Source organism: Stenotrophomonas sp. YJH_SMC_54, from assembly GCF_059368435.1.
Genome location: NZ_JCAFRS010000002.1, coordinates 280341 through 293001, shown reverse-complemented (window position 1 = coordinate 293001; position 12661 = coordinate 280341). Strand labels below are relative to the sequence as shown.

Sequence of the window (12661 nt, the reverse complement as noted above, 5' to 3'; positions counted from 1 at the left end):
CCAATGCGGCACGCTGCAATGACGAACACGATGACGACCCGGCGGGCGGCCCTGCGCCGCCGGCTGCAGCCGCTGTGGCCGTGGCTGCGCTGGGGTACGGCCGCCACGCTGGCACTGCTGCTGGTGCTGGATTTCGCCTTCCCGCCGCCGCTGCCGAAGCAGCGCGATACCAGCACCCTGGTGGTGGCTGCCGATGGCACGCCGCTGCGTGCGTTCGCCGATGCCGAGGGCGTGTGGCGTTATCCGGCATCGACCGACAGCGTCTCGCCGCTGTACCTGCAGGCGCTGCTGACCTACGAAGACCGCTGGTTCTGGCGCCATCCGGGCATCAACCCGCTGGCGATCCTGCGTGCCAGTGGCCAGCTGCTGCGCGGTGGTCGCATCGTGTCCGGTGGCTCGACCTTGACCATGCAGGTCGCACGCATCCTCGATCCGCATACGCGCACGCCCTGGGGCAAGCTCAAGCAGATGCTGCGTGCGGTGCAGTTGGAAGTGCACCTGAGCAAGCAGCAGATCCTGGCCCTGTACCTGGAACGCGCACCCTACGGCGGCACCATCGAGGGCGTGGAAGCGGCCAGCTGGGCCTACCTGGGCAAGCCGGCGGCGCAGCTGTCGCATGCCGAGGCCGCGTTGCTGGCGGTGCTGCCGCAGGCGCCGAGCCGGCTGCGCCCGGACCGCCATCCGGAAACGGCGCAGAAGGCGCGCGACAAGGTGCTGTCACGCATGGCCGAGCTGGGCGCGTGGACAGAGGAAGAAGTGGAAGATGCGCGCATCGAGAACGTGGTCGCACGCTCGCTGCGGCCGCCGCTGCATGCCGCGTTGCTGGCCCAGCGCCTGCACTCGGCGCATCCGGGCCAGGCGCGCATCCAGAGCAGTATCGACATCGGCCTGCAGCGCACCCTGGAAGAACGCGTGGCCAGCTACTTCTCCACGCTGCCCGAGCGCACTTCGGCGGCCCTGCTGGTGGTCGACAACCAGACCCTGCAGGCGCGTGCCTATGTCGGCACGCTGGCGTTCGGTGACCGCCAGCGGCTCGGCCACGTGGACATGGTGCAGGCCTGGCGCTCGCCGGGCTCCACGCTCAAGCCGTTCCTGTATGCAATGGCGCTGGACGATGGCCTGATCCATTCGGAAAGCCTGCTGGTCGATGCGCCGCAGAGTTTCGGCAGCTACCGCCCCGGCAACTTCGACATGGCCTTCAATGGACCGATCGGCGCCTCCAGCGCGCTGCGGCTGTCACTCAACGTGCCCTCGGTGGACCTGCTGCAGCGGGTCGGTCCGGCGCGCTTCGCCGCACGCCTGTCGCACTCCGGCATCCAGCTGCGCTTCCCGCCGGGCAGCACGCCCAATCTGTCGCTGATCCTGGGCGGCACCGGTGCGCGGCTGGAAGATCTGGTCGGTGCGTTCGCAGCGCTCAACCGCAACGGCATCGCCGGGCGCGTGCGCTACACCGATGACGAACCGATGATCGAGCGGCGCCTGGCCTCGCCAGGCGCCAGCTGGATCGTGCGCGAGATGCTGGAATCGAATCCGCGGCCGGGGTATAGCGTCGGGACGTTCGATGTCGGTGGCCGCCCGCGCGTGGCGTGGAAGACCGGCACCAGTTACGGGTACCGCGATGCGTGGGCGATTGGCAGCACCCGCCACTACACCGTGGGCGTGTGGGTGGGGCGGCCGGACGGCACACCGCTACCGGGCCAGTACGGCGCGGTGACCGCGTTGCCGCTGATGTTCGAGGTGGTGGACAGCCTGCCGCGCCAGCGCGGTGACTCGGCCGCTGCGCCGATGCCGGCCAGCGTCAGCCAGGAAGACATCTGCTGGCCGACCGGTGAGCGTGCCGAAGGCCTGCCTGCTGCGCTCTGCCAGCGGCTGATGCCAGCCTATCTGCTGGAAGGCGCGGCACCACCGACCTTCCCCGAACGCGAGGCACGGCGCTGGCAACCGGGTCGGCAGCGCTACCTTGCCGATGCGCGTACCGGTCTGCGCGTGTCAGCCGATTGCCGCTTGCCGCACGAAGAAGTCGCGCGCGAGATCGCGCGCTGGCCAGCGTTGCTGTCGCCGTGGCTGTCCAAGGCCACGCGCGAAGCCTCGCAGCTGCCGGCGCTGTCGCCGGACTGCCGTGATGATGGCCGCGAGGCCAGCGTCGCGCTGCACATCGATGGGCTCAACGATGGCGCCACGCTGGCGCGCGCGCCGAATTCGGAACATGGCGTACGCCTGCAGCTGCGCGCGCTGGGCAGCGAGCAGGCGGTGGACTGGTTGCTCGATGGACGCTGGATCGCGCAGACGCGCGGTGCGCAGCTGATGCAGCGCGAGTTCGCCGAGCCGGGCGCGCACACCTTGACCGCGCTGGCGGCAGATGGCGCGTGGACACAGGTAAGGTTCAACGTCCTGCGGTAGGTGCCAACCCTGGTTGGCACGCGATAAATGCGCCCACCAGGGTGGGCATCTGCCAAGGCGTGTGCGGGGCCGCTATTCCCCGATCCACCCATCCAGCAGGTCGGCGAACTCGTCGGCGTGCTCTTCCTCCTGCGCCAGGATCTCTTCAAGGATGCGCTTGGTGGTGGTATCGCGGTCGCCGATGAAGTTGATCATCTCGCGATAGCTGTCGATGGCGATGCGCTCGGCCACCAGGTTCTCGCGCACCATGTCGCGCAGGTCGCTGCCTTCCTTGTATTCGGCGTGCGAACGCGCGGTCAGCGTATCCGGATTGAGGTCGGGCTCGCCGCCCAGCTGGACGATGCGCTCGGCCAGCTTGCCGGCATGCGCCTGTTCCTGCTGTGCATGTTCCAGGAACTCGGCCTTGACCGCGTCGGCCAGCATGCCCTTGGCCATGAAGTAGTGCCGGTAGTAGCGCAGAACGCAGACGTACTCGGTGGCCAGTGCGTCGTTGAGCAGCTTGATCACCACCTCGCGGTCAGCGCTGTAGCTGTCTGTGATCGCGCCGTCTTCGAGGTTGCGCCGGGCGCGCTCGCGCAGGGTTGCGCGATCGCTGATGCCAGGAACGTTCGCGGCGGGCTTGCTGGCTTTGGCTGGCTTGCTGGACATGGCTGGCCGTTTCCTCTTGCGGTGGAGAATCAGGTGGGCAGGTGCTCCAGCACGTACTCGGCCGAAGACACTTCGAACTGGCCGGGCTGTTCGACCCACGCCGCGCGCACCACGCCATCGACCACGTACAGTGCGAAGCGGCGCGAGCGGATGCCCATGCCCGAGGCGCTGGCGTCGAGCTCCAGGCCGAGCGCGCGGGTCAGTTCTGCATTGCCGTCGGACAGCATCAGCAGGCCGTCGGGCACGTGCTGGTCGGCGGCCCAGGCCTTCATCACGAACGGGTCGTTGACCGCCACGCAGTAGACGTCGATGCCGCGCTGGCGGAAGGCCTCGAACTTCTCGACGTAGCCGGGCAGGTGACGGGCCGAACAGGTCGGGGTGAACGCACCGGGCACGGCGAACAGCACCACCTTGCGCGCATCGAACAACGAATGCGTATCAAGCGTTTCAATGCCCTCGCGGATGCGCTTGAGGGTCACTTCCGGAATGCGGTCACCGACATGGATGGTCATGGGAACTCCTTGCTGGGGCAGGCTAGTGGGCCGGATGGGACAGGGGCGTCAAGACATTGGAAACCCGGTGTGCAGGCCCCATCTTCCGGCTTTGTGGCAGGGGCTTCCAGCCACAGCGTGGCGCACGGGGATGGCAGCCGCATTGCGCAGGATCAGTCGGCCTCACCGGGGCCGCACGAGGGGCGGCGTAGCCTCGCAGGCGCGTAGAATGAACCCGGGGCGGCGCCACCGGCGCGGCCGAAGCGAATCGAGGTAGCTGGATGGAATTCAAGGATTACTACGCCACCCTGGGGGTGGAACCGAGCGCGGGCGAGGCGGAGATCAAGACCGCCTACCGCCGGCTGGCACGCAAGTACCACCCGGACGTCAGCAAGGAGGCTGGGGCCGAAGACAAGTTCAAGGCGGTCAACGAGGCCTACGAGGCGCTGCGTGATCCGGAAAAGCGCGCGGCCTACGACCAGCTGCGCGCGCAGGGCTATCGCCCGGGCGAGGAGTTCAACGTGCCGCCGAACTACGGCGGCGCCGGTGGTTTCAATTTCGAGGAAGTGTTCGGTGGCGGCGGCCCCAACGGCGGCTTCAGCGACTTCTTCGAAAGCCTGTTCGCGCGCCAGCGCGGTGGAGCGGGCGCGGGGGCCGGTCCGGGCTTCAGCAGCCAGGGCCATGCGCCCAACCGCGATACCCGCGCCAAGCTGTCGGTGCCACTGGAAGCGGCCTACAGCGGCGACAGCCTGCGCATCACCGTCAACGGCAAGCAGCTGGACGTGCGCGTGCCCAAGGGCATCCGCCCGGGCCAGGTGATCCGCCTGGCAGGGCAGGGCAACCATGGCGGCAACCTGCTGCTGGAAGTGGAATACGCCGCCCACCCGCAGTTCGAGGTCGATGGCCGCAACATCCTCTATACGCTGCCGCTCACGCCGTGGCAGGCCGCGCTGGGCACCAGCATCAGCGTGCCGACCCTGGGCGGCGCGGTGGAACTGAAGATTCCGGCCGATTCCGATGCCGGCCGCAAGCTGCGCCTGCGCGGGCGTGGCCTGCCGGGCAACCCGGATGGCGACCAGATCGTCGAGATCGAGATCGTGGCCCCGGCTGCGACCGATGAGGCGCAGAAGAAGGCGTACCGCAATCTGGCCAAGGCGTTCGGCGAGACCATTTGAAGGTACTGCCGGCCGCTGGCCGGCAACTTCATTGCCCTGGACGGTGATGCGTGGTTGCCGGCCAGCGGCCGGCACTACCGCGCGCGTCTCAGCCCTGGCCCGCGAACACGCGCTCCAGCACCTCGGACAGCTCGTCCTCCGAGAACGGCTTGGTGATGTAGGCCTTGGCGCCCTGGCGCATGCCCCACATGCGGTCGGTGTCCTGGTCCTTGGTGGTCACCAGGATCACCGGGATATGCCGGGTCGCCTCGTCGCGGGCGAGGGTACGGGTGGCCTGGAAGCCGTTGAGGTTGGGCATCACCACGTCCATCAGGACCAGGTCGGGCAGCTCGGCCTTGGCGGTTTCGACCCCGGCGGCGCCATCGGTGGCGGTCAGGATCTGGTGCCCGAGCTTCTCGACGATGCGCTGTATCCCCAACAGCTGCGACGGTGAGTCGTCGACGATCAGAATGCGTGCCATGTTGTTCCCCATGTAATGCCCGCAGTGTAGTGCGGGCCCATTACCGGCGGGAGGGCCGCGTCTGCCGTCCGTCGCCTGCCTGCGACGTTCAGTCGATCCGCACCACGGTGCGACCCAGCGAACCGCCCGCCAGCATCCGTTCGAACACGGCAGGAAGGCCATCGAGGCCGACTTCGGCGGTGCAGATGCGGTGCAGGTGCTGCGGCTTCCAGTCACTCCCCAGCCGCGACCACACTTCCTCACGCAGTCCGCGTGGCGCATTGGCCGAGGACACGCCCAGCAGCGAGACACCGCGCAGGATGAACGGCATCACCGTCATGTCCAGCGTCGGACTGGCTGCCAGGCCGGCACTGACCACGCTGCCGTAGGGCACGGTCTGCGCCAGCAGGCTGGCCAGCATGTCGCCTCCGGCATTATCGAGGCCACCCCCGAAGCGGGCCGACTGCAGCGCGCCGGTGTCGGCCAGCGCGTCGCGCGGCAGGACCTCGGTGGCGCCGATGCTGCGCAGGAATCCTGCCTGGTCCGGCTTGCCGCTGACCGCGTGCACGCTGTAGCCGGCACGGCTGAAGATGGACAGCGCCAGCGCACCGACACCGCCGCTGGCACCGGTGACCGCCAGCGGGCCGAGTTCCGGGGTCTGGCGGTTGTCCTGCATGCGCAGCAGGGCCAGCGCCGCAGTGAAGCCGGCGGTGCCCAGCACCATCGCCTCGCGTGGGGTCAGCCCGGCCGGCTGGGCGATCACCGCGCGCGATTCCAGCCGCACGTACTGGCTGTAGCCGCCGTCGCGGGTCTCGCTGAGGCCGCAGCCGGTGGCCAGCACCGCGTCGCCTTCACGCCAGTCCGGGTCGGTGCTGGCGACCACGGTGCCGGCCACATCGATGCCGCCCACCAGCGGGAAGCGGCGCAGGATCTTCCCTTTTCCAGTACCGGCCAGCGCGTCCTTGTAGTTGACCGAGGACCAGTGGGCGCGGATCAGCACCTGGCCGGGGTTGAGGTCGTCGACCCCGAGCCGGACCAGGCCGCTGCGGTAGCCGGCGTCGTCGTTTTCGATGCGGAAGGCGGTGAACGGGGTGGTGGGGACCATCGGCGTTGCCTGACTTCGAGGAAAACGCCACCTTACCCCGTTGCCCCCCTTTCGATCCTGCCGATCCGCCCCATCTTGTATGATCGGTGATGGTTTCACGGCTGGCGGTGCGGGAAGGGCCCGCGCCGCAGCCCAAATCTTGATGGAGCGTGCATGGCCTGGAATACACCCGGCGGCAACAAGGGCGGACAAGGCCCCGAGGACAATCGACGCGGGCCGTTCGGGTCGCGCGGCGGTGGCAATGGTGGTGGCTGGGGCGGTTTGCCCGGGCCGCTGAAGGACCTGTTCGACGGCGGCATCGTGCGTTGGGTGGTGGCAGCCGTGGTGCTGCTGGTGCTGTTCTCCAGCTTCCAGCTGATCGGCGAACAGCAGCGTGGCGTGGTGCTGCGCTTCGGCCAGTTCTCGCGCATCCTGCAGCCCGGCCCGAACTTCAAGCTGCCGTGGCCGATCGAATCGGTCACCAAGGTCAACGCCACCGAGATCAAGACCTTCTCGATCCAGGTGCCGGTGCTGACCCGCGACGAGAACATCGTCAACGTCTCGCTGAACGTCCAGTACCGCATCGACGACCCGCAGCAGTACCTGTTCGGCACCGTCGATGCCAACCAGGTGCTGGAGCAGTCGGCGCAGAGCGCCGTACGCGAGGAAGTCGGCCGCGCCGATCTCAACGCCGTGCTGAACAACCGTGGCCCGCTGGCCGTGGCTGCCGAGGAGCGCCTGCAGGCGCTGCTGAAGGCGTTCAAGACCGGCCTGACCGTGACCGGCCTGACCCTGCAGGACGCCCGTCCGCCGGAGGAAGTGAAGCCGGCCTTCGACGAGGTCAACGGTGCCCAGCAGGTCAAGGAACGCCTGATCAACGAAGCCCAGGCCTACGCCGCCAAGGTCGTGCCGGAAGCCCGGGGCCAGGCCTCGCGCGCCCGTACCACCGCCGAAGGCTACAAGCAGGCCGTGGTGTCCAAGGCCGAGGGTGACGCGCAGCGCTTCAGCCTGTTGCAGGCCCAGTACAAGGACGCCCCCGAAGTGACCCGCAAGCGCCTGTGGCTGGAGACCGTGCAGCAGGTGCTGAGCGAGAACCGCAAGGTGATCGGTGGCGATGGCCGCCAGCTGATCTACGTGCCGATGACCGGCGATACCCGTCCGAGCACGTCGGCTCCGGCCGCAGTGGCCAACCCGGACGTGGTGATGCCGTCGCTGCCGGGTGCAGCGACGGAAGCTTCCCGTGATCCGGGCCGGCCGGTGGGCCGCCCGACCGGGCGACCGAGCGGCCGTGAGGAGGGCAGCCGATGAAGAGTCCTATCTGGATCGCCGTGATCGTGGCGGTCGTGCTGGGCCTGCTCGGCTCGGTGTACGTGGTCCGTGAGGACCAGACCGCCATGGTGCTGAACCTGGGCAAGGTGGTGCGTTCGGACATCAAGCCGGGCCTGCATTTCAAGGTGCCGGTGGTGGAAACGGTGAAGGTCTTCGACCGCCGCTTCCAGGTGCTCGACACCGCGCCGGCGCGCTACTTCACCGCCGAGCAGAAGGACGTCAGCGTCGACTTCTTCGCCATCGGCTACATCTCCAACGTGGGTGACTACTTCCGTGCCACCGGCGGCGATCCGCGCATCGCCAACGCCCGCCTGGCACCGATCATCACCGACTCGCTGCGCAACCAGATCAACTCGCGCACCCTGCAGCAGCTGGTCTCCGGCGACCGCAGCGAGCTGATCGCCGAGCAGCTGAAGGGGATCAACGAAGCGGTGGCCGGCCTGGGCATGCAGATGATCGACCTGCGCATCAAGCAGGTGGACCTGCCGACCGACAGCCAGGTGATCAACGATGTGTACGAGCGCATGCGTGCCCAGCGCAAGCAGGAAGCCGCAAAGCTGCGCGCGGAGGGCGAGGAGCAGTCGCTGACCATTCGCGCCCAGGCCGACCGTGACAGCACCGTGCTGATCGCCGAGGCCGAGCGTGATGCCCAGCGCCTGCGCGGTGAAGGCGATGCCGAGGCGGCCCGCATCTACGGCAAGGCCGGCTCGGCCGATCCGTCGTTCTATGCGTTCTACCGCAGCCTGGAGGCCTACCGTGGCTCCATGACCGACGGCAACGGCGTGATCGTGCTCGACAAGAACGACCCGTTCCTGCAGTACCTGAAGAACGACCGCTGAGGTCGCAGGGCAGTACCCCACGGGGCCCGGCCATATGCCGGGCCCCGTGCTTTTTCCGGAGTCCCCCATGAAAGATCTGTTTGCCGCTGTCTGCCTGGTCGCGGTGCTGGAAGGCCTGTTCCTGTTCGTCGCACCGTTCGCCTGGAAGCGCATGGCCGAACGTCTGCTGGACCTGCCCAGCCCGGCCCTGCGCAGCTTCGGCGGGCTGGTGCTGCTGGCCGGCCTGAGCCTGCTGTGGTGGGCCCGCCACTAGCAGGGTAGTGCCGGCCGCTGGCCGGCATCCTGGGATTGCCGGCCAGCGGCCGGCACTACCGGGCGGGGCCTGAGCGGCCGGCACGACCGGGCGGGGCGGCTGACCGGCCGGTAAAGCCGCCCGTCGGAAAGGTGGCACCCGACCCCGGAAACCCGGATAATGCACAAAAGCCGGACGGGCCTCCCCGTTCGGCTTTTTCCGTGTCTGGGCCTTCCATCGCCGGCCGCTCCCCGTTTGGAGCCGCCTTGCAGGTGCTGGCCAGCCCCGCCACGGTTTACCCGTCCGCGGCCCCGATGGCCGCAACAAATCGAGGAGCCCGTCATGGGTCAGTCTGTCGTAGTGTTGGGTGCCCAGTGGGGCGATGAAGGCAAGGGCAAGATCGTCGATCTGCTCACTGAGGAAATCGGCGCCGTCGTGCGCTTCCAGGGCGGCCACAACGCCGGCCACACCCTGGTCATCAATGGCAAGAAGACCGTCCTGCACCTGATCCCGTCGGGCATCCTGCGTGACGACGCGCTGTGCCTGATCGGCAACGGCGTGGTGATCTCGCCGGCCGCGCTGCAGAAGGAAATCGCCGAGCTGGAAGCCTCCGGCGTGGAAGTGCGGTCGCGCCTGAAGATCTCTCCGGCCGCGCCGCTGATCATGCCGTACCACATCGCCCTGGACCAGGCGCGCGAGCGCGCTGCCGGTGGCAAGGCGATCGGCACCACCGGCCGTGGCATCGGCCCGGCCTACGAAGACAAGGTGGCGCGTCGCGGCATCCGCATCGCCGACCTGCATTACCCGAAGCAGCTGGAAGAACTGCTGCGCACCGCGCTGGATTACCACAACTTCGTGCTGACCAAGTATCTGAACACCGATGCGGTCGACTTCCAGAAGACCTTCGACGAAGCGCTGGCCTTCGGCGAATACGTGCAGCCGATGAAGTCCGACGTGGCCGGCATCCTGCACGACCTGCGCAAGCAGGGTAAGCGCGTGCTGTTCGAAGGCGCGCAGGGCGCGCTGCTGGACATCGACCACGGCACCTACCCGTACGTCACCAGCTCCAACACCACCGTCGGTGGCGCGCTGGCCGGTTCCGGCGTCGGCGCCGATTCGATCGACTACGTGCTGGGCATCGCCAAGGCCTACGCCACCCGCGTCGGCGGTGGCCCGTTCCCGACCGAGCTGGACGACGAAGTCGGCCAGGGCATCCGTGACCGCGGCGCCGAGTACGGTGCGTCGACCGGCCGTCCGCGTCGTTGCGGCTGGATGGACATCGTCGCGCTGAAGCGTGCCGTGGCCATCAACGGCATCAGCGGCCTGTGCATCACCAAGCTGGACGTGCTGGACGGCATGGAAAAGCTGAAGGTCTGCATCGCCTACGAATACAACGGCAAGCGCACCGAGTACGCGCCGCTGGACGCGCAGGGCTGGGAAGAGTGCACGCCGGTGTACCTGGAGTTCCCGGGCTGGAGCGAGAACACCCACGGCATCACCAACTGGGACGACCTGCCGCCGGCTGCGCGCGCCTACCTGCGTTCGCTGGAAGAGCTGGCCGGCTGCCCGATCAGCATCGTCTCCACCGGCCCGGACCGCGACCACACCATGGTCCTGCAGGATCCGTTTGCCTGAGGTAACGCCGGGCGCTGCCCGGCGTAGGTGACAGGAAAAGCCCCGCGCAAGCGGGGCTTTTTCGTTACTGTGTCAGCGGGGTCGGCGAGGAAGCAAAGCGATGACCAGGATGTCAGCGTGAAGGGCGAAACGGTCGTGCGGATCACCCTGTGGGTGTTGTGGAGCCTGTGGGGCATCGCCTGCCTGGTACTGGTGCTGGGCGCGGCAGCCAATACCCTGGCTTCGCGCACGCAGACGGTGCCGTTGGTGCTGAGCCCTGGCGCAACCGCCCAGATCACCGTCTACCGCCTCATCGATGATCAACTGCGGCTGCGCCTGCGCTATGCCGCGGACGGTACGGACGCTGACCCCGAGGTGCTGCTGCGCATCGAAACTCCGACCGATCATGGAGACTTCCGCGCAGGGGAGCGTTCGGGAGTGGCCGGACAGGGCATCAATCGTGGGCTGGCTTCGGTTGAGTCCAGCGGCCTCATGGCGTCCTACTTCGGCTATGGTCGCGGCGATGCATTGCCACGCGGCCGCTCATGGGTGCGGCTAACCGTGCTGGAGGTGGACCCGGCGCTGGCCGATCGCGCGGCCACCGTCGAGCTGCAGCCGCCACTGGACCTGTTGAAGCTGACTGACTTGGATTATGTCTGGTTGTGGCCGTTCTTCTTCTGGAAAGTGGCGGCACTGCTCCTGCTGATTCCAGGAGCTGCCTTGGCGGTGTTCACGTTCACTTTGCGGCGCTGGCAGCACCGGGCTTCGAAGCAGGCGGATTCAGCAGTGGATACGGATTGATCGATTCCCCCTTCCACCACTGCTTCTCCGGCCCCAGCACGTGCACTTCAAAGTGCAGATGCGGAGCCTCGGCACTGGCGTTGCCGGTGCTGCCGACATAGCCGAGGACGTCTCCGCGCTTGATCACCTGCTTCTCCGCCAGGCCATCGGCGTAGCGCTGCAGATGCGCGTAGTAGTAGCACCAGCGGCCACTGGGCTCGAACTGGTAGATCGTCAGGCCACCGCGCTCGCTGTTGAACAGTTTTTCCACCGTGCCATCGGCCACTGCCAGCACCGGCGTACCGGCGGTGGCCATGATGTCGATGGCATCGTGCACGCGGCCTTCGCTGCGCGCATCGGTGAACGTGTCGCGCAGCTGGGAGGCCAGGACGCCCTGTACCGGCAGCAGCAGACCCGACGGCGCATCCGCAGTCCGCGCGGCTGACGGTGCGGTGGCGGCGGGGGCAGGGGCCGTGTCGAGCGGCGCTACCGATCCCTTGGCCGGCGCCACAGCGGCTGCCGGTTGTGCTTCCGGCAGCGAGGCGGCTACCGGCTCGCCTGCATCGCGGCGCAGCCACCAGCCGGCCCCCAGTCCCAGCAGCACGCCCAGCACGATCAGCTGCGAAAGACGCATCGGCTCACTCCTGCATCACCACGGGGACGGAGGTATCCACCGCATCGGCCACGCGCAGCGCATCCCAGTTGGTCATGCGCACGCAACCATGTGACTCGGTCTTGCCGACATGGCCGGGCTCGGGCGTGCCATGCAGGCCGTAGTGTGGCTTGGACAGGTCGATCCAGACCCGGCCGACCGGATTGTTCGGGCCCGGCGGCAGTGTCGCCTTCTTTTCGCCCTTGCGCGCATCCCAGAACAGCTTGGGGTTGTAGTGGAACGGCGGGTCGCGATACACGCCCAGGATCTTCCATTCGCCGATCGGCAGCGGATCATGCTGGCTGCCGGAGGAAACCGGCACCTGAGCGATCACCTTGCCTTGCGCATCCAGCAGCTGCAGGCTGGAATCGGACTTGTCGACGACCACCTTGGCCGCCTTCGGTAGCGGCGATGGTGCGATATTGGGCACCTGGATGCGGTTGCCCGCCTTGCTCAGATCCACGCCCGGATTGAGCAGCTTCAACAGCTCAGGGGATGCGTGGAAGCGTTCGCCCAGCGACTCTTCGACGTTGTTGAAGCCCAGCGATTTCAGTTTGGCCTGTGCGGCGGGGCCCTTCGGCACCGCCTGGAACGGCCCGGCGACATCCTCGCTGGTCAGCGTGTAGCTGGCCAGGGGGGGGACCGTATCAGCCTGCAGGGCCTGCCAGGTCGCGTCGTCCAGTTCACCGGTGACGGTCAGGCCGTGCGCCGCCTGGAAACCCGACACCGCGCGCCGCTGGTTGCTGCCCACTTCACCGTCGATCTGGCCGGGCGAGAAATTCGCGCGATCCAGCAGCACCTGGGCATGCAGGGCGGAACGTGCTGCGGTGTCCGGTCCGGCCTTCTCGGCAATGGGGGCGGGCAGACCAGGCGGCGGTGCCTGCGCGAACGCCGGCGATGCCAGCAGCGAGAGAGCGAGCAGGGTGGATCGATACACGGGTAATGGCATTGGGAACTCCAGCAGATGACGCCACCACC

13 protein-coding genes are annotated in these 12661 nt (G+C 67.9%); 7 read left to right on the top strand and 6 right to left on the bottom strand.

Translation table 11 applies throughout. From position 1 onward, the window contains the following. Window positions 1-18: 18 nt before the first annotated feature. Window positions 19-2400 (top strand): penicillin-binding protein 1C, encoded by a 2382-nt coding sequence (pbpC, locus tag AC5P5S_RS03670; RefSeq protein ID WP_231336619.1) that lies wholly within the window; start codon window positions 19-21, stop codon window positions 2398-2400. Between the two features lie 72 nt (window positions 2401-2472). Here the strand turns inward: pbpC and AC5P5S_RS03665 are convergent, their stop codons facing one another. Together AC5P5S_RS03665 and AC5P5S_RS03660 are read right to left on the bottom strand one after the other, a co-directional pair. After that, window positions 2473-3048 (bottom strand): ferritin-like domain-containing protein, encoded by a 576-nt coding sequence (locus tag AC5P5S_RS03665; RefSeq protein WP_005410647.1) that lies wholly within the window; start codon window positions 3046-3048, stop codon window positions 2473-2475. Between the two features lie 29 nt (window positions 3049-3077). Next, window positions 3078-3560 carry a peroxiredoxin gene (locus tag AC5P5S_RS03660; protein ID WP_062607928.1) on the bottom strand — a complete coding sequence of 161 codons (483 nt, stop codon included), beginning with the start codon at window positions 3558-3560 and terminating at the stop codon, window positions 3078-3080. Window positions 3561-3820: 260 nt separating this feature from the next. On the opposite strand from AC5P5S_RS03660, the gene AC5P5S_RS03655 reads away from it, so the two are divergent. Next, complete coding sequence (locus tag AC5P5S_RS03655) at window positions 3821-4714, top strand: DnaJ C-terminal domain-containing protein (RefSeq protein WP_005410645.1); 894 nt, start codon at window positions 3821-3823, stop codon at window positions 4712-4714. A gap of 88 nt (window positions 4715-4802) precedes the next feature. Here the strand turns inward: AC5P5S_RS03655 and pilH are convergent, their stop codons facing one another. Both pilH and AC5P5S_RS03645 read right to left on the bottom strand, forming a co-directional pair. Beyond that, the gene (pilH, locus tag AC5P5S_RS03650; RefSeq protein WP_005410644.1) at window positions 4803-5174 is read right to left on the bottom strand and encodes a twitching motility response regulator PilH; all 372 of its coding nucleotides are present in this window, start codon (window positions 5172-5174) and stop codon (window positions 4803-4805) included. An 88-nt stretch (window positions 5175-5262) separates the two neighbouring features. Continuing rightward, window positions 5263-6258: a YhdH/YhfP family quinone oxidoreductase gene (locus AC5P5S_RS03645; RefSeq protein ID WP_062607925.1), complete on the bottom strand. Its 996-nt coding sequence runs from the start codon at window positions 6256-6258 to the stop codon at window positions 5263-5265. Between the two features lie 153 nt (window positions 6259-6411). Between AC5P5S_RS03645 and hflK the strand changes: the two genes are divergently transcribed. The 5 genes from hflK (at window position 6412) to AC5P5S_RS03620 (ending at window position 11052) form a co-directional block, all read left to right on the top strand. After that, a complete protein-coding gene (gene hflK, locus AC5P5S_RS03640) occupies window positions 6412-7545 on the top strand; it encodes an FtsH protease activity modulator HflK (protein WP_005414168.1) in 1134 nt (377 codons plus the stop codon). Beyond that, a complete protein-coding gene (hflC, locus tag AC5P5S_RS03635) occupies window positions 7542-8405 on the top strand; it encodes a protease modulator HflC (RefSeq protein WP_005414169.1) in 864 nt (287 codons plus the stop codon). The genes hflK and hflC overlap by 4 nt, the downstream gene beginning before the upstream one ends. A 67-nt stretch (window positions 8406-8472) precedes the next feature. Next, window positions 8473-8658, top strand: coding sequence for a DUF2065 domain-containing protein (locus AC5P5S_RS03630; protein ID WP_005410640.1), 186 nt, complete (start codon window positions 8473-8475; stop codon window positions 8656-8658). Between the two features lie 321 nt (window positions 8659-8979). Then, window positions 8980-10272 carry an adenylosuccinate synthase gene (locus AC5P5S_RS03625; protein WP_005410639.1) on the top strand — a complete coding sequence of 431 codons (1293 nt, stop codon included), beginning with the start codon at window positions 8980-8982 and terminating at the stop codon, window positions 10270-10272. Window positions 10273-10389: 117 nt separating this feature from the next. Then, the gene (locus AC5P5S_RS03620; RefSeq protein WP_111189063.1) at window positions 10390-11052 is read left to right on the top strand and encodes a hypothetical protein; all 663 of its coding nucleotides are present in this window, start codon (window positions 10390-10392) and stop codon (window positions 11050-11052) included. On the opposite strand, the gene AC5P5S_RS03615 is transcribed toward AC5P5S_RS03620, so the two are convergent. Then, window positions 10988-11665 (bottom strand): M23 family metallopeptidase, encoded by a 678-nt coding sequence (locus tag AC5P5S_RS03615; RefSeq protein ID WP_043034524.1) that lies wholly within the window; start codon window positions 11663-11665, stop codon window positions 10988-10990. The two genes, AC5P5S_RS03620 and AC5P5S_RS03615, sit on opposite strands and share 65 nt — an antisense overlap. Window positions 11666-11669: 4 nt before the next feature. Then, window positions 11670-12632, bottom strand: coding sequence for a L,D-transpeptidase family protein (locus AC5P5S_RS03610; RefSeq protein WP_088436301.1), 963 nt, complete (start codon window positions 12630-12632; stop codon window positions 11670-11672). Window positions 12633-12661 lie beyond the last annotated feature (29 nt).